Here is a 24,113-nt window from a genome sequence, read left to right as displayed (position 1 = left end):
TGACTGACGGCATCATGCCTTAAACTGACAGTGAAACTCGCCCTGCTGTAGGCTGACGCGCAGCTGGCGGAATTTCTCATCGCGTGCCGAGGCCGACAGCAAAATCTGGCTCATCTGCGGCAGCAGGGTATTGGTTAAAATGGCGTCGACCATGCGACCGCCCGATTCGACTTCGGTACAACGTTTAACAATCTGCGCAATCACCTCATCATCAAAACTGGCCTCAATGCCGTGGTTCTCCAGCAGGCGGCGTTTAACGCGTCCCAACTGCAACTGCACGATCATCGCCAGCATGTCATCGCTTAACGGGTAATATGGCACCACCAGTAGTCGGCCAAGCAACGCGGGCGGGAAGACGTCCAACAGCGGCGCACGCAGCGCGGTGGTCAGCGCCTCGGGCTCCGGCATCAGTTCAGGGTCGGCACATAGGCCACTAATAAGCTGGGTGCCGACATTAGATGTGAGGATAATCAGGGTGTTGCGAAAATCGATCAGCCGCCCTTCGCCATCTTCCATCCAGCCTTTATCAAACACTTGGAAGAAGATTTCATGGACATCGGGGTGGGCTTTTTCAATCTCATCCAGCAGCACCACGCTGTAAGGGCGGCGGCGAACGGCCTCGGTCAGCACGCCCCCTTCGCCATAGCCAACATAGCCCGGAGGCGCGCCTTTCAGAGTCGAAACGGTATGCGCCTCCTGAAACTCGCTCATGTTGATGGTGATAATGTTCTGCTCGCCGCCGTACAAGGTTTCCGCCAGCGCCAGCGCGGTTTCGGTTTTACCGACGCCCGACGGGCCGCAGAGCATAAACACCCCGACCGGCTTGTTAGGGTCGTCCAGCCGCGCGCGGGAAGTCTGCACCCGGCGGGCAATCATCTCTAATCCGTGGCGCTGGCCGATAACCCGCGTATTCAGGGTGTCGGCCAGTTGCAGCACGGCGTCGATTTCGTTTTTCACCATGCGGCCCAGCGGAATGCCGGTCCAATCAGACACCACGGTCGCCACCACGTTGGCATCCACCGCCGCAAACAGCAGCGGCGTTTCGCCTTGCAAGGTTTTCAACGCTTGCTGGCTGGCCTCAAGTTCGGTTTTCAGCGCCGGAATGGCTTCTTCTTCGGCGTCGTGCAGCTTGGCGCGCAGGGCGATAATGGAATCCACCTGCGTGCGCTCCTGCTCCCAGCGGGTTTCCAGTGCCTGACGCTCTTCTTCTAACGCCGCCAGCTGGGTTTGCAGTTCAGCCACTCGCTCGGCATTGTTTAGGCCCACGCGCGCCTCGCGACCGGCTATTTCCAGCTCCACATGCAGCCCGTCAATGCGATGGCAGCAATCCTCAAGCTGTGCCGGGCGGGCGCTTTGGCTAACCGCCACGCGGGCGCAGGCGGTGTCGAGCAACGCCACGGCCTTGTCGGGCAACTGGCGCGCCGGGATATAGCGATGAGACAGGCGCACCGCCGCGCTGACGGCTTCGTCCAGCAGCAGCACGCGATGGTGCTTCTCCAGCGGGCTGACGGTGCTGCGCAGCATCAGCGTCGCCTTCTCTTCGTCCGGCTCCTGAATCTGCACGGTTTGGAAGCGGCGGGTCAGCGCCGGGTCTTTCTCAATGTATTTCTTATATTCCGCCCAAGTGGTCGCGCCAATGGTGCGCAGCTGACCGCGCGCCAGAGCCGGTTTCATCATGTTGGCGGCGTCGCCGGTGCCCTGCTGGCCTCCCGCGCCGACTAAGGTGTGAATTTCATCGATAAACAAAATGATTGGCGTCGGGCTGGACTGCACTTCATTGATAAGCCCTTGCAAACGCGCCTCAAACTCGCCTTTCATCCCGGCACCCGCTTGAAGCAGGCCGAGGTCCAACAGCCACAGCTGCACTTCCTGTAACGGCGGCGGCACGTCGCCTGCGGCAATGCGCAGCGCCAAGCCTTCCACTACCGCGGTTTTACCGACCCCGGCTTCCCCGGTCAGCAGCGGGTTGTTTTGGCGGCGACGCATCAGAATATCCACCATCTGGCGAATTTCGTCGTCGCGCCCCACCACCGGATCGATTTTGCCGTCACGCGCCCGCGCGGTGAGATCTTGCGCGTACTGCGCCAAGGTTCCTTTGGCTGCCTGCGGCGCGCTTTCAGCGGAGTCATCGGACAGCGCGGCCATCTGCTGCGCCTCGCTGCTGGCCGAAAGAATGCTGTCGAACTGCTCCGCCAGCAGCGCGGCATTGATGCGCGTGAATTGCGGGGAAATGCCTTTCAGCACGCTGGTCAGGTTGAAGCTGTTCAGCAGGCCGAGCAGCAAATGGCCACCGCGAATTTTGCCGCTGGAGAATTTCAGCGATCCATAAACCCAGGCCCGCTCCACCGCGCTGTCGATATGCTCAGAGAGATCGGCCACGGCGCTGGCCCCGCGCGGCAGGCGATCTAGCGCGGCGATCACGTCCTGCGTCAACTGCGCCTCGTCCAGCGAAAAGTGGCGGATAAGCAGTTGAAGATCGCCATCCTGATGTTGAAGCAGTTGATGGATCCAGTGGGCCAGCTCGACGTAAGGGTTGCCGCGCAGCTTACAAAAAGCCGTGGCGCTCTCCATCGAGCGGAACAACAGCGTATCGAGTTTACCGAACAGAACGGCACGGCTGATTTCTGACATAATTTTTCTCGTTTGCTGGTAGTCTGAAGAAATAAATCGGCGTAAAAGTCATATCTGCCAATGAGATAGAGAAGAAAGCACCCGCCGGTTCGGGCTTTAACTCAATGCGTTTTCTGGGCTGAAGGTTAAATCGCCGCGCACCTGCGGCCGAGGCTGCGACCCCAGCCAGCAGCTGTAACCCAGCCGCTGGCCCGCGCCGAGTCGGCTCCCCTGCACCTCTTCGCTGGCCAGTAGCAAGCGCACTTCCCAGCAAAATTCGATGCCGAAATACTGCCGCAGCCAGTCGCGCAACTCGGTGGCTTTTGGCTCACCGGGCAGGAATTGGTTATAGGTATCGAGGGAAAGCGGCCCCAGCTCAACGCGTATTTTATGCTGCACGTCGCGCACGGCTTCACCGAGAAAGGCTGACTCACCCAAGCGCGGCATACCGCGTCCGGCCTTCAGTCGCGCCTGTTCGCGCTGATCAATCGCCATCCACTGCGCGACGTTTTGCACCACTTTCACCGGCACTTGGAAATAGAGCCGCAGGATCTTCTCCAGCCCTTCGGCGTCGCGCGCCTGACGGCTAAGGTGCCCGGCGGCGGCAAAGCGCGAGTGGGCGCTGAGGCTGCCGCGAGCCAGTTGCGCGGGCTGCCCCATGCCAATCAGGCTGGCGAGGTAGTTCTCAAATGGCCGGTCGCCGGGGCGATCCAGAGACACGGTGGGCTGGGCATCTGCCCAAGCGCGATACAGCAATAGGGTCAGCCGATGGTGAAACAGGTCAGCAAAGGCGGTGAAACTGCGGTCTTGATGATGGAAAACTCGGTCGCGCGCGTACTCGGTCATATGCAGCGGCAGCGGCCCGTTCGGCCCAAACAGGCCAAAACTCAGAATACTGACATCATGCAGCTCGCTGCCTTGGCGCGGGCTGACCTCGGCAAGCGTCGACGGCGCAAAGGCCAGCGAAGGCTGCTGCCCAATGCGCAATGACTCGTGGCGCGGCTGCGGCGCTCGCCCCAGCAGGTAGCGCTGGCCGCCCTGTGCATCAAGGCGGCGCAGCAGTTGGAACAGATCAAAGCGCCAAGGAGCGGCGTGGCGCTGGGGCCAGAAATCGTCGGGCAGCCGGTGTAACTGCTGAATTTTCAGCGGGGTTTCGGTGTCCAGACTCATAGCAAAGTCCTTTTACCCATGCGCGGTGCCCACCAGCCGATATCCCCGCGCTGCTGGCTGGAAAGCGACATTTCGGTAAAGCTGTTCATGGATACCAGCCGAGAGAAGACGCGCTCCAGCACGCTACCCATTAGCCACGGGCTGCTGCCGGAGAAAGCCTGTTCATCTACTTTCAGCTCGATGCCGACGCCGCGAGCAAACACAATTGGCCCCGGCTCAGGCACCCGGCGGTTGACCGCGCGCAGCTGGCAGTCGCGGATGCCTTCAATTTGACGGGCAATCGGCGCTTCGGCGAGGTTGGCGTACAGCCCGAGCATCTGGCGCAGCGCGCCGCTGCCTTTGCCCTGATCCTGCTCCATCAGGCTGAGGTAGTTCATCTGCAAATGACTGACCAGTCGCCAAGTATTCAGCCCTTCCGCCAGCGACGGGCGCGGCGGCGTTGGGCCTTTGCGCAGGGTTAACTGCTTCACCGGAATGGAATCCGGCATGACGAAATTGGCCTGCCCTTGCTGGATGAGCATCAGCGGCAGGTCGCGGCTGGTACACAGCACGTCAGCGGTAAAATGGGTCAGCTCATCGTTCCACGGCGACTGCTTCTCATCCACCATGGTAAGAAACACTTCGGAGCCAACATAGCCGGTGCGGGTGCCGTAGCGCTGCGCCTGTTCGGAGAGGGTTCGCTGCTCGCGGCGCAGGGAGAAATAAGCCCCGTAGTTGCCGTCGTCGCTGCCGTAGGTGCTCCAGAAAGGCCGGAAAATCTGCTCCTGCTTGCCGCCGCTGGCATACAGCTTGGAGACGGAAAACACTTCGTAATCCAGCGGGCGGATGTTATCCACCACCAGATGGTATTCGAACTGGCCTTCATTCAACTTTTGGCGCTGGGCCACCCGTGGGAACAGGTTGATCACTGGCGTGCAGTGCAGCGCCAGATGCGAGACATCCACCACGCGCTCCAGCGCCGGTTCGCTCTTATCCAGCAAGACCACGATTTCAAATTCTCGTGCCGAAGTGCTACGCGTCAGCAGCGGGCGCAGGCCGTGCAGGCTGAAAAACTGGAAGCGCTGCGGGAAAGCAAAATACTCATGCAGCAGGCGATAACCGTCGAAATTGCGCATATCTTCTGGCAACAGCGCCTGATCGGCAGAAAAACCTTCGTGGCGAAGCGCGTCATCCGCCAGCGTCAGGCGCTGCGGCTGCTTTTCCACCGTCTGGCAAAACTGGCCGACGCCGTGAGCCATAATCAGCTCAAGCAGCTTGGTGGCCTGAATGTCCGGGCCGCTAAGGAAGAAGGTTAGATTGTCGAAGCTCAGGTGGTTCAGCAGCACCGCGTCGTCGCATTCAATACGGATCCGCAGCGCACTGGCCGCGCCGCGTTGGCTCAAGCCGAGCTGGTTGAGTGGCGCATCGGCCGGGACGCCGCCTAGCTCGACCTGCTTGATGCGAATCGGCTGCAACATCACATCCTGCGCCGTAGTGTAGCTACAGGTGACGCCGCTTTTCTTCAGCGTCTGGCTGTCCATCATGGTGCCGCGTGGCACATTAAAACCGTTGCGAATATCCCCCTTGCTGCTGTCAGGATGCAGCTCGGCGATAGCCATCGACGGCGTCGGCGCGAGGTAGTTCGGCGCAATCATCTCCAGCAGGCGTTGGGAGAAGCGCGGGAACTCGGCATCCATTTTTAACTGCACGCGCGAGGTCAGAAAGGCGAAGCCTTCCATCAGCCGCTCGGTATAAGGGTCGGCCACTTCGATGCCGCGCATTCCCAGACGTCCCGCGACCTTTGGGTAGCGCTGGGCGAATTCCGCCCCCATTTCGCGCAGATACGCCAGTTCACGGTTGTAGTAGTCGAGAAGTTTGCTGTCCATTAATTAGCCTATGTTTCAATTAGCCGATGTCTTCCAGCTTAAAATGCCCGCTTTCCAAATCCACATCGGTGCGGAATAGAAATTCCAGCGGATAAGGCACGCACCACAGTCGGCCTTTAATCTCAATCGACAGCACGTTATGCAGGTCGAGGGAGTTCAGCTCCGAAATACAGCGCACCTGTAACCCATGCGGCAGAATGCGTGGTTCAAAATGCAAAATAGCGTCGGTGAGTTTGCGCTGAATGTCGCCCCACTCAATGTCGGACATGCGTTTGCCCGACAGCGGCACCACGCCGAAATTCACCACCGAGCGGCGCACTTCGTCATAGCGATTAAGGTCGTAAATCGCCTCGCTATTGATGCAGTTGAACAGCCACTGCAAGTCGCGCAGAACATTGCGGCGCAGCTGAGTGTGGGAAATCAGGGTGCTGTGCGCCGCTTCGCTGGTTTTATGCGGCGCGTCGTCGGTCAGGCGATCGAGCAGCGACGGCTGCAATTTGTCGCGGGCGCTGAGATTCTCTTTTTTGCTGCGTTGGCGAAAACCACCGTGAAGGAGGTCGTGACCATAAGCATCAAAGGCGTCACTCATCGGCAGACTCCGCCTCGCCGAACACCAGTCGCGTCAGGTTGAGCAACGGGAACTGCTGCTCTTCATCCAGCCAAGCTTTCTGCCCGCTGCCAATAAAAGTCAGGTCGTCCTCGCTGTGCCATTCGGTGACTTTCGCCAGCCTCACGGCGTCAGACGCCTGCGCATCAAAGGGGTAACGCAGTGGGATCTGGCAGACCTGCTCGCTGCCGTCCACCAGCCGCACCAGCGTATGCCGCCACACCAGATCGGTGACGCTGGCCGGAGGCTGAAACTGCATCTCGCTAATCAGCGAGAATGGCAGCCAGTAGTAATGGCCGTTGACCGCCATTTCGCACACTGGCCCGAGGCGGCCATCGCCGTCGGTTAGCCACTCCACCGCCTGCCCCTGCTCGTCATCTTGTAGATAGAGCCGGACCGGGCTGAGCGGCGCACTGTCCAGCGCCGCTTCACGCAGCGCGGCGGCGCGCTGGCTCTCTCCCTGACGCTCGGCCACCATTGCCTGCTGCAGCTGGCTAACCCACTGGGCACCTTCGCCCGGCAAGCGCGGTTCGGCTTCACCGGCGAACACTGCCGCGCGGGTGATTTCCGCCGCGATGCACTGCTCCAGCAGGGTCACGGTAGGCTGCGCCTGCGGTTTGAGCGCCAGCCAAGATTTGAGCTGCGCCTGCGCGCGCGGCCACTGGCCGTTGATGCACAGCAGCTGTACCAAGGCCGCACGATGATCGGCATTGGCAGGCTCGGCGCGAATGCGGTTTTCCACCGCGCTCAGCGCCTCGGCCAGCGACTGTCCGTCCATCAGTTGTGAAAATGAATGCATCTTGGCTCCTCGGGGCGTCGGTTACTTCAGGGTGCGGAAGGCACCGGCTGCTGGGTCTTTTAACTGCGGAGAGAGAACCTGCACCAGTTCGATGGGCAGCTTGTCGCTGTTGAGGTAGTTACCCCAGCTTTTGCGCAATTCGCCGACTCGCGCTTTTAAGGCATCTTCGTCGCTGGCTTGTTGCGGGGTCATCTGCACGGCAATCACGCCGTTAGCGCCCCAGCTGTTGGTCTGCGGCTGCCACGGCAGAATCAGCCAACTCTGCGGTGACTTGTCGTTATTGAGCACGATGCGTTCGTTGTTCACGGTGGTGATCCGCAGGTCGTCATCGCTCTTTTTCAGCCCTTCAATTGGGAAGCCGCTGACGAAGACGACGCTGGTGGTTTTGGTCGCGCCGTTTTCGATGCGGGTCAAATGGCTCTGCCCGCTCAGCCAGCCGTAATCGCTGCACTGTCCGTCGCCTTTACCCGGCACAAACAGGGCGGAAGCGCGGCTGTCGTCGCTCCACCAGGTGCGGAAGTGACAGCCGTTAAGCATGCTGAACTGTAACCACGGCGTGTTATCCGCCGCCGGAGAAAGCTGTTCTGGCGTTGGCGGCTGGGCGGCGGCCGGTGCTGCGGTTTCTGCGGTGGCGGCTGGCGGTGCTTCAGGTGCCGGTGGCGGGATTATCTCGACGGCCCAGTTATTGGCTTTTTGCGAGCTGCCGCTGGCGAGCACCGCGCCCTGAGTGTCCTGCATCTGCCATTTCAGGCTGCTTAATGCGCCACATTCAGAGCTCATCAGGTCTTTCACGCGTGGCAAGAATGACTTCAAAATTTCAGGGTCTTTGCTCTCACGCGAGACAATGCGCAACGGCACCTCTTTGGCGCACCAGCTGGAGACGTTTTTGTTTTTAACGTTGTCGATCCAGATTTCCAACTTCAGGGTAGGAGAATACGCCAGTTGGAGATCTTCAGCGGCGGCACTGCCCGCCATGCAGAGGGCTAAAATGCCCGATAGCCAATATTTCATAGGGTTCCTTGCGCCAAGCTGTGTTTAGTCCCGAAGGGGGAAAAATTGCGCCGCCTCAGCCAGTGAATGCAGCAATGTGGTTTCCTGCGGCGAGCCGACCCAGACCGCCAGAGCGCTGTAGTTGTCCTGCTTTTCGCCCGGCTGGCGTGGCTGTTTGTCGATGATTTGCTGCATTAGGGTCAGCCACTCTTCCGGCGTGTTAACCATATGCAGCGACTGCTCCATCTGACGGGCGGAGACGCCATGCCAGAAGCCATCGGTACACAGCAGGAAGACATCGCCATCTTCCACCGGCTCGACATCGCTGTAGCTGGCATCGCGCTCTTCGGCTCCCATGCCAAGGGCAAAATAGAGCAGATTGCTGTTGATGCCTTCGGCGGAGTGCCCGGCGTCGGTCATCTGCTGTACCAGACTGTGGTCAATGGTCATTTCGCGCACATAGCCACGGCGGAACTGATACAAGCGGCTGTCGCCAGCGTGCGTCCAGTAGGCCAGTTGGTAATCGCGATCAATGAACAGGCCAACCATCGTGGTGCCCATGCGGTGAAAGTTCGGGGTGTCCTGCTGTGACTGGCGAATGGCCGCATTGGCTTCGCCAACAAAGTCGCGAATACGCTGGGCATTGAGGTGCTGATTGGCGTCGAAGCTGCCCAGAATGGTGTCGCGGGCCAGCTTCGCCGCCACGTCGCCACCGGGAAAGCCAGCCACGCCGTCGCAGACCACAAAGCAGGCAGAGCGATCGCCGACGCTTTCACCCGTCTGATCTTGGTTGCTGGCGCGGTCGCCCTGCTTGGATATCGAGGCAATATTGATATTTATCATTTGTCCGATCGGTTCTGAGAGTCTTTGTACTGGTTAACTTCCATGTCATAGGCGTGCAGGAAGGCTTCGCCAAATAAGGTATGGAAGTCATCTTCGATTTCGCCAGCGGTCTCTTTATAGCGCTGAGTGAAGTGCTCCCAGAGCGCCGCTTTGCGGCTGCTGGAGAAGCCGAGACGCGAGGTGACGCCCTCTTCGCGCGCTTCGGCTTCCAGTTGCTCTGGGTTAAACGACTGCAACATTGAGGCGATAATCGCGCGGATCCCGGCAATCATGCCGAGCTGGTGAGCCTGCAAGTCAATCAGCGCGTCTCGCACTGACTGGCTCGGTGCCATAAAGCCCGGCATACGGCTGCCGTACATCTGCATCAGGACGGATTTACCCGACGGCAGCAGCTTGAACGGGTTGTTGGCTTCGTCGAGGATCACCGTCATCTCGGCTTTCACGCCGCGTTTGAGAATCGAACGCGAAGAAAGCAGCGCCACCGTGCCCTGCGAGAACATGCTCAGCATCTGGCCTAGCTGGTACATCTGCGCTTTATCAAACTGCGGCACCGGCTGGAGGTCATTGAGGCCCATGCCGTCGATCAGTGACTGCAACAGTTCGCCGTCCAGCGACGAGCCGTTGCCCGCCGGAGGTGGCGTGTTGGGCGCGCTTTTCTCTTGCGATGAGCTGCCATAGTCCACCGGGTCGATGCGCAAACGCCCTTTCGGCGGCGGCACCGGGTTACGCGCCACGGCCTGTGGGGTCGGCAGAGTGATCCCGCTGTAATCGACGTTAGAGGTTTCGCTGATATCTTGATTGGAAGGCAGCTCGGCAAACAGCGGCGAAGCTTCGAGGTCCGCCAGCTCTGGGGATTTCTCGGCGCTAGCCTTAGGCTGAACCGGCTCTTCCACTGGTGGGCTGACCGGCGGTTCCTGCGCGGCAGGCGCTTCCTGCTTAGCAGTCGGCTTAGTCTCTGGCGCGGTTAACGGCTTAGCGCCGCTCATCATCAGGCCCAGCGGGTCATCTTGGTTAATGTCGCTGCTGGCCGCCGTTTCATGGCCGCCAAATAACGCCAGCGGGTCTTGCTCGGCTTCAGCCTTGGAGTGGTTGTGCTCCGGCGTCGGAGACTGTTTGGCAAGGGTGGACGGCGAACGGTCGTCAAGGATGCTTTCACCATCAAACAGCGTTTCACCGCCGAACAGATCATTGGGATCGCTGCTCTGCTTGGCCTTCAGCACGTCGTCGCTGGCCAGCAGCTGCGCCAGAGGGTCATCCGGGTTGCGCTCCGGCGGACGGGAAGCCGTCAGCGGATTAATTGCCTCATGGCTTTCCGCCGCTGACGGCTTTTTGCGCGCAACGGACAGGCTGTCGGAAATAGAGAACTCCTGCACCAGACTGTCCCAGATTTCTGTCGGAATCGCGGCAGGTTTGCTCTCTGCGGCAGGCTTAGCCTGCTGCGGCGCTTGAGGCTGGACCGGCGCGGCGGCCGGGCGCGGCGTCACTATTGGCTGCGCCGGACGCGCCTGAGTGCCAAGTTCATTGACCACCAGCTGATAGTCATCAATACCCAGCACATCGCCATCTTGCAGTTCAACCTGACGGCCGCGCTCCAGCGGAATGTCATTGAGCAACACCAGCGTCACATTGCCGCGATTGGTAATACGGCACTCGCCGTTGGCGGCAATATGCACAATCGCCTGAAGGCGTGAAATAGTGCGGTTATCATCCGGCAATACCAGATTATTATCCGTTCCCCGGCCAATGGTGCCGCCCGGCGGTAAAAAGTCACAACTCGTTTGCGGCGGTTGATGGCCAGGTTTGTTCGTTATTATCGTAAATCGCATAACGGGTTCCTGCTTAGGTATATTCGGTGGCTGTATCTTGCGGGTCTTATATTTGGTCAAATATATTTAGCGCAGTTAAAATAAAAGGCGCGCAGGATACAGACACTAAAAATGGACAGGCAACCTCATGGCTGCCGGTCATTAAATAGCGTTGGTTTTCTAGAAGATTTAATTATGAGTCGTAAGGGATTTTTTTTATTTGTGCCGTGCGCTCTTCGTCGAGTCTGGCAATACAGTTATTAGTGAATACGGTGTAAGGATTGGAGTTCTCATCAGCGATGTGCGCTTCGAGCTTACACTGGTTATCTCGATACTTTAACCAACCGCGCTGGGCCTCGATAAAAACATCCAGATAGTTCTTTTTGATTGTCTCATCGGCCTTGAATGCCTTGTCTATTCTTACTTTGGCCGCAGTATACTCCTGATTAAGGGCTTTTTCGGCGACGTTTTTGTTATTCTCAGCACAAGTAAAAACCTCGGGGTCATTGGTTTTTTTAGAGCAGTCTTCCATTGCACTCGCTGTATTGCTAAAACCCAAGCACAGTAGAGCAACCGACAAATATGTTCCTTTCATCGTGTTATTTACTCTTTATCAGACTGAGAACACAGTCTATTCATAGACTCGAAGATGCATTGATAAAGTGGCTAATTAAACTGACTTGCATCGCACATGATTAATTAGCCATTTATACTCTTTGATGATTAGTACGGCATTTGCTTGAGCATGTCGGTACGCTCTTTGTCGATACGTGTAATACACAGGTTCACGGCGACCGCATTAGCGTTACTGCCTTCCTCAGCAGCAAAAGCTTCAAGCTTGCACTGCCCATCTCGATATTTAAGCCAGCTGCGCTGCGTATCAACGACAATCGCAACATACTGATCGCCTAACTGCTTCTGCGATCCATACATCTGCACAATCCGTTTTTTGGCAGCCGCGTACTCTTTATTGAGATCGTCTTCCGCCGATTTTTTCTGCTGCACCGTACACTGATAAAGCGCACCGTCTGAAGGCTGTTTGGAGCAATTATCGTCAGCAAAAGCCGAGGTCATGCCGCCTAGTGCCAATATTGTTACCAACAATCCATAACCCAACTTCATAAAAACTCCTATTGACGATTTCTACGTAGATAATTAGCACGTTGTCTGCCAGTTTCACCAGCCGCGATAGGTGCAGTATTTTCAATATAATGAATGAGTGTGTCGAAATCATTAGTCATGCCAGCCATCATGGGACGAGGCCCCTTGGTCCAGCCTTGATAGACAAAATCTACCATGATATCTCGAATCGCCGGATGTAAATCTTGCCAAGCGACCTTACCAGGTTGCCCATTAGTGTAGTTGTCATAATTAGTGTGCGCGCGTTGTACGTAGTCGGGATATATTGCTTCAAATAATTGAATTTGCTGTTGATGGCTAATTGTCCCAATACTGGCTTGATTGTTTTGGACAAACTGACTCGCTTGGGTACTTTTTAAGGTTGCCCCCTTAGCAATCATTGCTGCCTGATGTGCCGGAATTCCAGCCGCTTGCAGTTGATTCCTAACACTTGCTTCAGACCGAGATCCTAAGTCATAGCCACGCCCGATTGTTACCCCCGACTCCATTTTTTCTGGCCAGTGAATGTGACGACTAAAAAATCTACTAGAAGGCTCATCATTCCCCTCGGCATCAAAAGTCACTTGCCCTGCACTGACAGTCAATGGCCCAGAAGAGGGATGATTATTGACTGGTGCGGCAGGCGCGGCGCTCGCAGGAGCACGCCCCGGCGCAGTACCGCGCACCAAATGGGTATAAGTCTTGCCATGGACATCTACCACACCATCTGGGCGCATAAAGCGTGACTGATAATCTTTAATTGCCTGAATGGTTTTCGGGCCGATACGCCCATCGTCTCGAATTTGTGGGAAACCATTGCGCTGCAATAGCTGCTGCACTTGTTTCACATCACCGTATTGATTTTTACCACCAACCCCCACAGAACCTAAAATACCCATATTATTTCCTCATTTATTATCAGTACTTTGGTAAATCCTTGTGAAGCAAATATGACTAAAGAAATTCAAAACTGACTTATTGATAAGCGGACTTTACCCAAAGTTATTCTCGCTATTATTTTTTTGCCGTTATCTCTTTGAAAAAGATAACGGCAAAAAAATGCCTATTCCCCGCAGAGAATAGGCGATAGGTATTAGGCTTCTTTGTTGCCTTTGATGTCCCAGCCAGCGCTGGTTTCTGCGCCTTTGCCACCGGAAGCGCTCTGCTCCCAGTATTGCTGTTTCACTTTAGAAGCCTGGAATGCGTAAGTTACGCCCAGAGTATCGTCATGCTCTGAACCCACGAACTGCACGGAAGTCACCAGCACGTCTTCCAAAGTAATACGGGTGTACTCAACCTGAGTACCACCGGCTTTGGCGACAGAAACTTCAACTTTAGCCAAGTGCTTACCGCTGGCGCAGTTTTTCAGAATGGCAGTTACTGCTTTATCGATTTTGGCGTTAACGCTCAGATCGTTAAAGTTCACTTTACCGGCACCGCCGCCGCCGCCAACAGACATATTGCCCGGCTGTGAAGCACCCCAAGAGAATGAGTTAATATCAATCCAGCCGGTGTGATTAGAGTCTTTTGACTCACCCGTTACACCCTCGACCTTCAAATACATATCAATAGCCATAATTATCTACTCTCATTAGTTAAAGTTTTTGCTTTTACCCTGCTTCCTTCAGGAAACCTTTGGGTATAGATAAAGCACTGATATAGCAAACAGGAAAGCATGGGGCTGAATAAAACAGTCCATATTTTACCTATGCCTTGGTTCTGAATATCGCCACATGGATAATCCAGAATATATAGCCATTACCAGACGGTAATTGATGACTAGATTTCTTTATTAATTAGTTTTGCGGTATTAATCGTTAAAACAATAAATAGACAAAGCATTAAAGCATCGACTATATTTCCTGACCTACATTTAAGGACTAATACCAAAGAGGAATAGTTACTTGAAGAAAACCATTTCGATCATTGCCATAATCGTATTATCAATACTGTCTATTTACGCATTAATAGATTTGATTGAATCAGCATATCTGGTTATGCGCTATGAACATTTTGACGCCCGCTCATCCGGGAACATTTTTGGCAAATTTATCTTCATTGTTATTTCATGTTTTGCTATTCGTTTTATCCTGAAATGGAACCGCAAAAAATCAACATCGTGATTTAATTGAGGGGCATCATCTGCCCCGTCAGTTACGCGTCGTTGGTTTTCAGCGATGGCAGTTTAGAAACCAAACGCAGAGAAACGGTCAGGCCTTCCAACTGGTAGTGCGGGCGCAGGAAGAACTTGGCGGTGTAGTAACCTGGGTTGTCCTCAATCTCTTCCACCAGCACCTCGGCAGCCGCCAGCGGCTTACGGGATTTGGTTTCTTGAGAGGAGTTCGCCGGGTCACCATCCACATAGTTCATCACCCAGTCGTTCAGCCAGCGTTCCATTTCGTCGCGCTCGCGGAAGGAGCCGATTTTGTCACGCACAATACACTTCAGGTAATGGGCGAAACGGCAGCAGGCGAACAGGTACGGCAGGCGCGCCGCCAGACGGGCGTTGGCCGTCGCGTCGGCATCGTAATACTCCGCAGGTTTCTGCAATGACTGCGCGCCAATAAAGGCAGCGAAGTCAGAGTTCTTACGGTGCACCAGCGGCATAAAACCGTTCTGCGCGAGTTCGGCCTCCCGGCGGTCACTGATGGCGATTTCGGTAGGACATTTCATGTCCACGCCGCCGTCGTCGCTCGGGAAGGTGTGGCATGGCAGGTTCTCTACCGCACCGCCGGACTCCACGCCGCGAATCGAGGTACACCAGCCAAACTCTTTAAATGAGCGGTTGATGTTGGTTGCCATGGCGTAAGCCGCGTTGGCCCACGTGTAGTTACCGTGGTTAGCGCCGTCGGTTTCTTCTTCAAAATCAAAGCTATCGACCGGATTGGTGCGAATACCGTAAGGCAAGCGCGACAGGAAGCGCGGCATCACCAGACCCAGATAGCGGGCATCTTCTGATTCGCGCAGGCTGCGCCATGCCGCATATTCCGAGTTCTGGAAGATTTTGGTCAAATCACGCGGATTCGCCAGCTCTTGCCATGACTCCATTTGCATCACGCTTGGCGCGGTACCGGCGATAAACGGACAGTGCGCCGCAGCGCCGATGCGCGCCATCTCGGCCAGCATTTCGACGTCCTGTGGGCTGTGGTCGAAGTAGTAATCGCCTACCAGACAGCCAAACGGCTCGCCACCAAACTGGCCGTACTCTTCTTCATAGATTTTCTTAAACAGCGGGCTTTGGTCCCAGCCCACGCCTTTGTAGCGTTTCAGCGTGCGACCCAGCTCCTGCTTGGAGATGCTCATAAAGCGGATTTTCAGCATCTCGTCGGTTTCAGTGTTATTCACCAGATGGTGCAGACCGCGCCATGCGCCTTCCAGCTTCTGGAATTCGTCGTGATGAATAATCTGGTTAACCTGCTTGGAGAGCTTCTCGTCGATTTCACCGATCAGCGCCTGAATGGTGCGGTAAGCATCTTCAGAAACGGTGACGGTGTTTTCCAGCGCCTGCTGGGCGAGGGTCTTCACCGCGCTTTCTACCGCGGTGCGCGCCTGATCGGTTTTTGGACGAAACTCTTTGTTTAACAGCGCGCTGAATTCATCCTGAGTGTATCCCGGTGCATTCTGCGGTTGCTGCTGTTGAGAAGATTGGCTCATTGCTTACTCCTCGTCAGATTGAGTGGACTGCGCATCGCCTTTCGGCAGATGAGACAGTGACTTGAGCAGGGTTGGATCCTGCAAGATTTTATTGATCAGCTCTTCTGTGCCGTTTTTGCCGTCCATATAGGTCAGCAGGTTAGACAGCTGGGTACGCGCGTCCAGCAGGTTACGCAGCGGCTCGACATTGCGGGCAACGGCGTCTGGCGAGAAATCTTCAATGCTGTTGAAAGTCAGATCAACATTCAGACGGCCTTCCCCGGTCAGGGTATTTTCCGTGTTGAAGGCCACGCGTGGTTTCAGCGATTTCATCCGCTCGTCGAAATTGTCGATATCAATTTCGAGGAACTTGCGCTCGTCCACGGCGGGTTGGCTATCCACCGGCTTACCGACCAGATCGGCCATGACACCCATTACAAAAGGAAGCTGAATTTTGCGTTCGGCGCCATAGACTTCGACGTCGTATTCAATCTGCACGCGAGGTGCGCGGTTACGGGCGATGAACTTCTGCCCGCTGCGGGATGTATTTCCTGCCATGGTATTCTCCAGGGTATAACACAGTGAAAAATTTGCTGTGGCGGAATTGCTCCATACAGCCTGATTTCAGGGACTTAATGTCTTTTCAGGGACTAACTGTCTCTACGACCAAAAATAGTTTCCAGCTGGTGGACGCCATCCGGGGCCAAATCACGAATTATTTCCATAAAGTCCATTGCCACCATGCGCTGGACTCGTTCAATCATCAGCGGCGCCGGGTGGCTGGGTTCATGCTGAGCGAAGTACTGCTTCACCTTTTCCAGCATCAGTTGAGCATCATCGCGCGAGGCGATATTGACGCTGCGCCAATCCTGCTGCGGCTGGCGGCTTTTGCTGCTGGCTGGCGGAGCCGAGCTAGGCTCGGGCTGAGGGGCTTGCTCTTCAGAGGAGGTCGGCAACAGCGACGTCACATCCGTCGTCTGACTCACCTGCATCACCAGTTGCAGCGTGCGCAGCAGTTGGGTCATCTCCGGCACGCCGCTGCCGCTTAATTTCTCAGTCAGGAAAGTGCGCAAGGTTTCGAGTGAAGCAACAATCTGCGGCACGGCTTCGACGCCGGGCTGGCCGCCCTGCGCCAGCTCATCCATCAGCCGGGTGCGGCCGCCGGGATAGTCATTGAGGCCGGTTTTGCTGCCATCGAGCAGCGCCGCGGCATCGCGCAGGCTGACGGCATCCGCCGCGCTGCGTAACAGCGCCGACTGGCGAACGGCGGCAGTCAGGCTGGAGCCGTCGCCAAGCTCGGCCAGCGCATTGATGCGGAAAAATGCGTCGGCCTCGCCGTCATACCACAGCTCAGGAAACAGCCCGTCCCAGTATTGCTGCAATGTCTGGTTAATCAGATGCAGGCCGTTGGCATAGCCCGGCAAGCCTTTCAGCTGAGTCCAGGCGCGGGTCAGCGCCAGCATCACGCGCAAGTCTTTGGTGCGCGACATCAGCTCCGTCGCCAACTTCTCCACTTTGTTCCAGTCAGCCGGTTCTGCGGGAATAATGGTGTCACCGAATTGCTGCTCCGCTTTGCCCCGACTGGCCTGATTCATCGCCATAAAATCAGCGTCGTATTCCAGATTCTCCCCACAGGGTGAATCGCTGCTTACCGGAGCCAGTAAGGTATCTGTATTCATCGAATTACCTGTGTGTCAGACAATTTAGTTAAACATTGGCGGATAGAGGCCATTACGGCCGGGCCGCGCGCCCCCGGCGGGGTCAAACAGCAGTGAAAACAGCTGGCCGGTGAAGTTGCCGCTATGCACATGGGTATAGAGTGGATAACCGTCGCTCTGATTGGTCCACCAGAAGCTGGTGTAGTGCTGCGGGGAGAAGCAGTCGGAAACCTGTTGCCAGCTCAGGGTGGAGCGCTGCTCTTCGCCACCGATGATATCCAGAATATCTGAGGTATTTTCCGCCACGGGTTCAGCCAGCGGCGGCTGCGCCAACAGCACGCTGTCCAGTTGCTCGGCCGAATAACCATTGCGCACGGCATGATGCAGCGTCGCGCCCAACTGGCGATACCATTCGCCGGAGCTCGCCAAAATTTTGTCAGACCAGTGCTGCGGCGAGAAAAAGCGCTGCGCGCAAATAGGATAGTGCCGCCCGACGCTGTCACGCCCCGGCATCAGGCAGCCCATCTGCACCAGCTGGCTGCCGAGCATCGGCGGCACCACAAAGTTCCACACTGGCGCATGGCCGAACGGCCGACTGACCTCCTGCCGCTCGGTGGCGTTCTGCCAGTTAAGCAGCCCAACCTGAAACCAGTGTCCCCATTGATTCTTCAGCACCTCCGGAAAGCGGCGCTGCAAAAAATCGCCGGCACTGGGCAACTTCCCGTACCAGCCGATTGCAGGATAGTGACTCATCGTGTTGTCCTTTAAGGGCAAGAGAACCCCGGAAGCTGAAACGGGTTGCGAATACTGTTGGGAGTGAATTCGAGCGTGACTTGGTGACCATCCAGCGAGAAGGTCGCCTGACGGCTTAAGCTGCCACTGCCCGGTGACTGTCTGGCCTGATCAAACAGCCGGTTTAATGCCCATGCGCCATTGGTCACCAGCGTTGACGTGGTGCCGTTAGCCAGCCCGAGCGACAGGCGAACCTGATTGGTGCCGCCGCTGCCCGGCCAGCTCATCAGTTGCTGAGCCTGCGGGCCGTGGCTGTAACGCAGCAACTGGCCGTCGACGTCCAGTGTCATCGACAGAATGTCGTTATCCATCCGCACGGTGCGGATAGTGACGCGGAAAGACGGCGTAGTTGCGCCATTGGCAAAGAAGGCATCGCGAATGTTTTGCGCCTGCTGGAAGGGCCACAGCACGCTGTCGCCGCCCGGCAAAGTTTTACCATCGATGCCCGGCGTGATGCGCCAGCGCGCCTGCGTGGTGTCGACCTTTCCGGCCAAATTGTCGCGGAAGAAGGTGTCCATCAGCCCGGTGCCCGGCGCAAACATTCGTGCCAAATCGTCCGGCGTTACTTCACTGCGCGCACTGCGCACCAGCGGGTAGCGCCCGGCAATCGCCTGACGGCAGAAACCGCCCACTTCCACATCAATGCGTTTGCGAATGTTGTCCAGCTCGCGGCGCTGCGTATCGCTACTGGCACCGACGGCTAAACTCGAGAACATGCCTTGCAGTGAACTCGGCAGGCGACCCGCGCTGGCCTGTAGGCGACCGATCGCCTCACCGTTTGGCGCGGGCATTCCGCTGTTGGCGGCGTCCTGCACGGCAGTCAAATAGCGGTAAAGGTCATCCACTTGCTTGAGGAAATCATCAAAGACGATGGCTTTGCCACCTTCCTGTAGCGGCTGCGCCAGTTCCAACAGCGGAGCAAAGTGCTGGGTGACTTTCTGCTCCGGGGTCTGCGGATCTGCAGCGCTGGCCCCCTCACGTGCGCCAAACAGCGAGCGCAGCGTATTGGTGGCGCTGTTGCCGCTGTCGGCCTTTTTGCCCGGCTCCTGTGGTGCGGCAGGCTTTTCTAACACTAAGTAGTGGCTCAGCCCGGTAACCAGTTGACGCAGCGGCGAGTTAGCCGAAGAGAGCAGGCGCGCGCTGTTGATACGCTGAGACAGGTTGGCAATATTGTTCAGCGCCAGATCCTGCAACAGGCCATCCCACTGGCGAATGTAGTCATCCATATAGCGCTGACGCACCAAATTGTCAGTCTGGGCTTTGTCACTATCACTGGTGCTTTTGCCTAACACCCAAACGTCGTCGGCATACAGCGCGGCGGTAACGCTGTCGATCTGCTTGTCGAAACTGTTCCAATAGCCTTCCGGGGTATATAAACCGGAGATCCCTTCACTCAGCGGCTTGCCGCTTTTACGGGTAAAAACCAGTTCACTCTGCGGCCCTCCCAGCGCCGCCAGAGAAACCGGTTTCAGGCTGTCATCGTGTTCCAGCAGGCGTTTGAGGCGACCATAAACCCGGTCGGACAGCGGCATGCGGGCGATCAGCGCCTGCTCGCGGGCAATCAGCGCATCATCTTTGGCATAAGGCGACGACTGAATCTGCGTTTCTAACAGTTGAGACAGGTGCCACTCCAGCTGGCGCAACTGCTCGCGGGTGATATTCTGCGGCAGAGTGCGTTGCAGGTTGAGCATCACCCACGCGTGGATAAACTTGCCGTCATAGTGTTTTGGCTGATACAGCATCTGATAGGCTTTCAGCGCTTCATAGCTGAAGTCGGCATCGCTGCCGTCATCGCTGCGCAGCCAGCTGGTGATTTGCTGCGCCACCTGTGGCAATAGCAGTTGCTTCAAGGCTTTCTGATACAGCGCGTTGGTGGCATCACTGACTTCACCGCCGCGATACAGCCCCATGCGCCGGGTGAGTGGCGGATGGTTGATATCAAACTGCTGGCTTTCCGGCAGATGCAGCAGGCCGTTGAGGTAAGGCAGCAGCGCAAACAAGTCGCTAAGGTTACCGGCCTGAAGTGCCTGCCCCTGCTGATTAACAGCCGGGACCTTGGCGGAGACTTCCTGCAAATAGTCGCGGTTGTGGCTGTAACTGATAAACCACAGGATGGCGGCAACCACCAGCGCCAGACTCAGCAGCAGATAACCCGACCACAGCACCGCGCGGTTGCGCAGTTCCCACCAGCGATTGCTCCCAGCCAGACCCGACTCAGGGAACACCACGTTTTCCAACACATCTCGCAAGAAGAAGCTCTGGCCTTTCACCGGCGGCACCGCCCCGCCCTGCTGATGCTGCGGCCCTGCGCCCCACTCGGTGGCTTTTGTGCCGCCGTCGTGGCTTGGCAGATTCAGCGCGCGATTAAGCTCGCCCATCACTTTGTCAAACGGCTGGCCTTCCTGCGTGCCGCTGGCGAAGTACACGCCGCGCGCCGACAGAGAGGTTTCGAAGCCAGAGTGGGCAAAAATCTGCGTCAGGTAGTCACTCAGCAATGGTCGCAGCGCCGAGAACTCCTGTGGGAACAGGTAGCTTTCGGCACGCGCCTTGCCATCGCGTTCCATCAGCATGACATCGGCTAAACCGGCATCCAGACGCTGTTGCAGTAGGCTGTATTCATGTTCAAAGGCGGTTTGCACATCGAAATTGCCGCTTTTGAGCTTGGCCCACGGGAAGGTGAAGCCCCAAACCTGATCGCGCTTGGCTTTATCAAAACCGTCAAAGTAGGCGGTAAAGCCTTTGAGCAAGTCGGTTTTGGTGACCAGCACATAGACCGGGAAACGAATGCCCAACTGCTCGTGCAGTTCCAACAAACGCTGGCGCAGCGCGCTGGCCTGCTGGCGGCGCTGCTCGGCGCTGAGCGTCAGTAGATCTGACACGCTGATAGTGATGATTGCGCCGTTAACCGGCTGGCGGGCGCGGTATTTTTTCAGCAGCGCGACGAACTTGCCCCACTCGCTGGCGTCCTGCTCGCGCTGGCTCTCCTGCATGGTGTAACGCCCGGCGGTATCAAGCAGCACCGCCTCGTTGGTAAACCACCAGTCACAGTTACGCGTGCCGCCAATGCCGCGCAGCGCAGTTTTACCGAAGCGGTCGGCCAGCGGGAAATGCAGCCCGGAGTTGACCAGCGCCGTGGTTTTACCCGCGCCGGGCGCGCCAATAATCACATACCAAGGCAACTGGTAGAGGTACTGACGGCTGAAGCGGCGCATCCAAAAAGGCTTTTTGCGCCCGGACGTGCCGCTGAAATGGGCCTTTTTGAGCAGTTGTGACGCTTCGCTAAAACGCTGGGCCAGTACCTGCTCTTCATCGTTGAGCAGCGGCGCGCCAGTTTCGGCGGCTTCCTGCTTGCCGAGGCTGCTCACCAGTTGGCGATTGACCCAAGCATTGTGCAGACGGGGGATAACCTGCCCGAAGCCCCAAACCAGATACAGCAGGCCAATACTGATCTGCCGATTAACCTCAGGTTCTAACGGGCTGGAGCCATTAATCGCCAACAGCGGCCCAATTACCCAGATGATAAATGACAGCGCAGTGATGCCAAGGAAGCCCCATAGCAACCGGCTAGAGAGTATGGAAAAAAGCGTATTCAGCATCCTTAATTTCCTTGGGGCAGACCGTTGAGCTGTGCCTGAGTATTCGCAGGCGCAACGAGCAGAGTGATTTCAACCCGGCGGTTGCGGGCGCGGTTTTCAGCCGTATTGTTTGGCGCGATAGCATTGGAATCGCCCCGCCCTTCGGCCTTAACACGGTCTGGCTGACGCAGATGCTTTTGCAGCAATTTCTGCACCGATTCTGCTCGCTCAAGTGACAGTTCATAGTTGGAAGCAAAGCGCGCGCTGCGAATCGGCAGATTATCGGAGTAGCCCGCCACCAATATTTTGCCGCTGACGCCGTCCATTGCTTTGGCGATACGCTGAATAACCGGCTGGTAGTTGCCGCGCACCGTGGTGGACGCGGATGGGAACAGTCCGTCGCCTTTCAGCGTCACCACGCTTTGGTCTGCCTCGTCGCGAACCGATACCAGTCCCTGCTCAATTTCAGGACGCAGGAAGCTTTTTAAATCAAGGATGGCAGCCGGTCGCGGCGCAGGGTTCTGGATAGAGACTTCCGGCAGCGAACTTTGGTAGATAGAAGCCAGCACCGGCGTGGTGGCCGTGCCGAGTCTCCAGTTCAGGCCGATATAGAACAAGCAGGCCAGAAAGCCCACCACCGCGGTCCACGCCCACAGCGGGATCGCCGGACGCCACAGCTTCTTCTGTGTCGGCTGGTCGTAAGGATGCGGAGAAAGCGGCAGCGCGTAGGCCCCGCGCACCGAATGAATCATCTGTAACAGGCGCTGGCGAATAGTCTCCAGCTGCGAGCGGCCGTTATCCAGCACGCGATAGCGCCCTTCAAAGCCGAGCATCAGACAGAAATAGATCAGCTCCAGCAGAAACAGGTGGTCACGCGGCTTTTGCGACAGCTTCGCCAACAGCTGGAAAAACTTCTCGCCGCCCCAAGTTTCATTGTGGAAAGTCACCAGCAGGCCGCTGCTCGGCCAGACGCTGTTGCCACCCCACGGGGTCAGCGCGGCGGCTTCATCCAGCGCCGTACACAGGCAGTAGCGCGCGCCAACAATGGTCTCATAAGACAAGCCGGCGTTCTGGCTGCGCACTTCAAAGCGTTGAATTTCTTCGATTAAGCGCTGACGCAGCCCCGCGGGGTCTGCATGGCTGACCGAATGACGAATTTGGGGAATGGCATTGAGCAAAGGGTTGGCCGCAGCGACCAGCGCATTATCGCGCCACGCCTCCGTCATGCCTGCTTCTCTGCCGCCAGAGTGTAATTCCTGCATATTTTTTACTCACCAGTTCAGTCAGGCAGAGACGTCGCGGACGGCCCAGAACGCCATGTCCAGACCGGGAAATTCACCTGCAAGGTGCAGAGCAAAAGCGCCAGATTTATTCATTTCCTTCCACAGCTCTCCGCCTTTTTCCAGCTGGAAGTAGCTGTAGCCCGCATGCCAAGGGATCTGCGGCGGCGCGGACGGCATGGCGCGCAGCACAATGCCCGGCAGTTGAAGCTGAACCAAATCGCGGATTTTGGTCACCGGCGCGACTTTCATCTGCGCCGGGAAGTGGGTGTTGAGCATCTCGCTTGGCACATTGGCTTTTACCGCCAGCACGAAACCGAATTCGCGGATCATATTGGCATCCGGCACCGTCGCCACATTCAGCCCGTGGGAGCGCTCGATCAGCGGCAGCTGAATGGCATTCTCCTCCATGACTATGGACAGCCGCTGGCGCAGCATTAGCGTCAGCTCGTTAAAGCTGCGCGCCAGATCATCATGGTGATAGACCGGCAGCCCGCTGCCCTCGCAGGCGCGCTGCGGAGTGTAAGTGCTCAGTTCGGTCGCCAGCCCCAGCCACTGGCTGAACAGCTGTTCGGGATGCAGTTGCGGCAGGCTGTGCAGGTGATTGACCACGCCGATGTGCTGGTTGATCAGCGCCAACAGCATGAAGTCGACCATGTCGGAGTTATTAAATCGCCCCGGCTGCTGGAGTCGCTGGCCAATTTGCTGACTGCGCTGTTCCAGTAAGCCTTTAATGTCATTGATAAAACTAAAGATCAGCGGATTCTCGATAGCATTCAACATCGGCGGGATATAGCCGTTATCGAGGCGCAACTGGCTGTCGTTGCGCTTCTCCACCACCAGCGCCACGCCGATGGCGGTCCACTCCGCCGTCAAATCGCTTTCCAGCATCAGGCGCAGGCGTAGCTGGCTGAACTGCATCACCGCCGGGCCAATCGACATTTCATTGCAATCGTCGGCTTCTGCCTCAAAGCTGATATGGCGGGCGAGAGAATCGGCGGCTTCGCTGAAGATCACCTCTTCGCGGCCATCGCGGCGCGCGGGCAGTGCCAACACCACCTTCTGCCCGGTCTGATTGTCGCCAATCGCCAATGGCGGCGGGGCCTGACGGCTGTTGCTAAAGGCAAAGGGCGTGCCATCCGGCAAAATGCCGCTGGCGCTGGTCAGGGCAACATTGCCGTGTCGCAGCATCGCGTCGTCGAATTGAAGATCAAAGAAGCCCCACATGTATGGACGCTGCGCAGTGCCCCACTCGCGTACCTGACTCAACAGGTAGCTTTCAGATTGCTGGAAATGGTGGGGACGCAGGAACATGCCTTCGGTCCACACCACTTTTGCTGCTTTAGTCATAATCGCTTCCGTTTCAG

Annotated in this window: 19 protein-coding genes; all 19 read right to left on the bottom strand. The window is 57.0% G+C overall.

The window, feature by feature from the left end; all coding sequences use genetic code 11:
- Positions 1-12 precede the first annotated feature (12 nt).
- Positions 13-2,631 (bottom strand): type VI secretion system ATPase TssH, encoded by a 2,619-nt coding sequence (tssH, locus tag GEAM_RS02000; protein WP_034787531.1) that lies wholly within the window; start codon positions 2,629-2,631, stop codon positions 13-15.
- 96 nt (positions 2,632-2,727) lie between these two features.
- A complete protein-coding gene (tssG, locus tag GEAM_RS01995) occupies positions 2,728-3,780 on the bottom strand; it encodes a type VI secretion system baseplate subunit TssG (protein ID WP_034787528.1) in 1,053 nt (350 codons plus the stop codon).
- The gene (gene tssF / locus GEAM_RS01990; RefSeq protein ID WP_034787525.1) at positions 3,777-5,645 is read right to left on the bottom strand and encodes a type VI secretion system baseplate subunit TssF; all 1,869 of its coding nucleotides are present in this window, start codon (positions 5,643-5,645) and stop codon (positions 3,777-3,779) included. The genes tssG and tssF overlap by 4 nt, the downstream gene beginning before the upstream one ends.
- Before the next feature lie 19 nt (positions 5,646-5,664).
- The gene (tssE, locus tag GEAM_RS01985) at positions 5,665-6,234 is read right to left on the bottom strand and encodes a type VI secretion system baseplate subunit TssE (protein WP_034787522.1); all 570 of its coding nucleotides are present in this window, start codon (positions 6,232-6,234) and stop codon (positions 5,665-5,667) included.
- Positions 6,227-7,051 carry a type VI secretion system accessory protein TagJ gene (locus tag GEAM_RS01980; RefSeq protein WP_034787519.1) on the bottom strand — a complete coding sequence of 275 codons (825 nt, stop codon included), beginning with the start codon at positions 7,049-7,051 and terminating at the stop codon, positions 6,227-6,229. The genes tssE and GEAM_RS01980 overlap by 8 nt, the downstream gene beginning before the upstream one ends.
- Before the next feature lie 21 nt (positions 7,052-7,072).
- Positions 7,073-8,062 (bottom strand): hypothetical protein, encoded by a 990-nt coding sequence (locus tag GEAM_RS01975; RefSeq protein WP_034787516.1) that lies wholly within the window; start codon positions 8,060-8,062, stop codon positions 7,073-7,075.
- A 24-nt stretch (positions 8,063-8,086) separates the two neighbouring features.
- The gene (locus tag GEAM_RS01970; protein WP_034787631.1) at positions 8,087-8,881 is read right to left on the bottom strand and encodes a PP2C family protein-serine/threonine phosphatase; all 795 of its coding nucleotides are present in this window, start codon (positions 8,879-8,881) and stop codon (positions 8,087-8,089) included.
- Positions 8,881-10,710 (bottom strand): type VI secretion system-associated FHA domain protein TagH, encoded by a 1,830-nt coding sequence (tagH, locus tag GEAM_RS01965; RefSeq protein WP_034787514.1) that lies wholly within the window; start codon positions 10,708-10,710, stop codon positions 8,881-8,883. The genes GEAM_RS01970 and tagH overlap by 1 nt, the downstream gene beginning before the upstream one ends.
- Before the next feature lie 172 nt (positions 10,711-10,882).
- On the bottom strand, positions 10,883-11,284 hold the full coding sequence (locus GEAM_RS01960) for a lysozyme inhibitor LprI family protein (protein WP_034787510.1): 402 nt from the start codon (positions 11,282-11,284) through the stop codon (positions 10,883-10,885).
- A gap of 128 nt (positions 11,285-11,412) precedes the next feature.
- Positions 11,413-11,811 (bottom strand): lysozyme inhibitor LprI family protein, encoded by a 399-nt coding sequence (locus tag GEAM_RS01955; protein WP_034787507.1) that lies wholly within the window; start codon positions 11,809-11,811, stop codon positions 11,413-11,415.
- An 8-nt stretch (positions 11,812-11,819) separates the two neighbouring features.
- Positions 11,820-12,707, bottom strand: a complete 888-nt coding sequence (locus GEAM_RS01950; RefSeq protein ID WP_034787505.1) for a peptidoglycan-binding protein — start codon at positions 12,705-12,707, stop codon at positions 11,820-11,822.
- Positions 12,708-12,901: 194 nt separating this feature from the next.
- The gene (locus tag GEAM_RS01945) at positions 12,902-13,384 is read right to left on the bottom strand and encodes an Hcp family type VI secretion system effector (RefSeq protein ID WP_034787500.1); all 483 of its coding nucleotides are present in this window, start codon (positions 13,382-13,384) and stop codon (positions 12,902-12,904) included.
- Positions 13,385-13,962: 578 nt separating this feature from the next.
- Positions 13,963-15,462: a type VI secretion system contractile sheath large subunit gene (gene tssC, locus GEAM_RS01935; protein ID WP_034787494.1), complete on the bottom strand. Its 1,500-nt coding sequence runs from the start codon at positions 15,460-15,462 to the stop codon at positions 13,963-13,965.
- Positions 15,463-15,465: 3 nt separating this feature from the next.
- A complete protein-coding gene (tssB, locus tag GEAM_RS01930; RefSeq protein ID WP_034787491.1) occupies positions 15,466-15,999 on the bottom strand; it encodes a type VI secretion system contractile sheath small subunit in 534 nt (177 codons plus the stop codon).
- Between the two features lie 92 nt (positions 16,000-16,091).
- Complete coding sequence (tssA, locus tag GEAM_RS01925; protein ID WP_034787488.1) at positions 16,092-17,120, bottom strand: type VI secretion system protein TssA; 1,029 nt, start codon at positions 17,118-17,120, stop codon at positions 16,092-16,094.
- Positions 17,121-17,144: 24 nt separating this feature from the next.
- On the bottom strand, positions 17,145-17,852 hold the full coding sequence (gene tagF / locus GEAM_RS01920) for a type VI secretion system-associated protein TagF (protein ID WP_034787484.1): 708 nt from the start codon (positions 17,850-17,852) through the stop codon (positions 17,145-17,147).
- 11 nt (positions 17,853-17,863) lie between these two features.
- The gene (gene tssM, locus GEAM_RS01915; RefSeq protein WP_034787480.1) at positions 17,864-21,487 is read right to left on the bottom strand and encodes a type VI secretion system membrane subunit TssM; all 3,624 of its coding nucleotides are present in this window, start codon (positions 21,485-21,487) and stop codon (positions 17,864-17,866) included.
- 2 nt (positions 21,488-21,489) lie between these two features.
- Positions 21,490-22,728 (bottom strand): DotU family type VI secretion system protein, encoded by a 1,239-nt coding sequence (locus GEAM_RS01910; RefSeq protein ID WP_034787474.1) that lies wholly within the window; start codon positions 22,726-22,728, stop codon positions 21,490-21,492.
- 21 nt (positions 22,729-22,749) lie between these two features.
- The gene (gene tssK / locus GEAM_RS01905) at positions 22,750-24,096 is read right to left on the bottom strand and encodes a type VI secretion system baseplate subunit TssK (protein WP_034787471.1); all 1,347 of its coding nucleotides are present in this window, start codon (positions 24,094-24,096) and stop codon (positions 22,750-22,752) included.
- Between the last annotated feature and the right edge of the window lie 17 nt (positions 24,097-24,113).

Origin of the sequence: Ewingella americana ATCC 33852 (genome assembly GCF_000735345.1) — a bacterium.
Taxonomy (GTDB): Bacteria; Pseudomonadota; Gammaproteobacteria; order Enterobacterales; family Enterobacteriaceae; genus Ewingella; species Ewingella americana.
The sequence above is the reverse complement of the archived record's forward strand: the minus strand, read 5'-3'. Positions and strand labels throughout refer to the sequence as shown.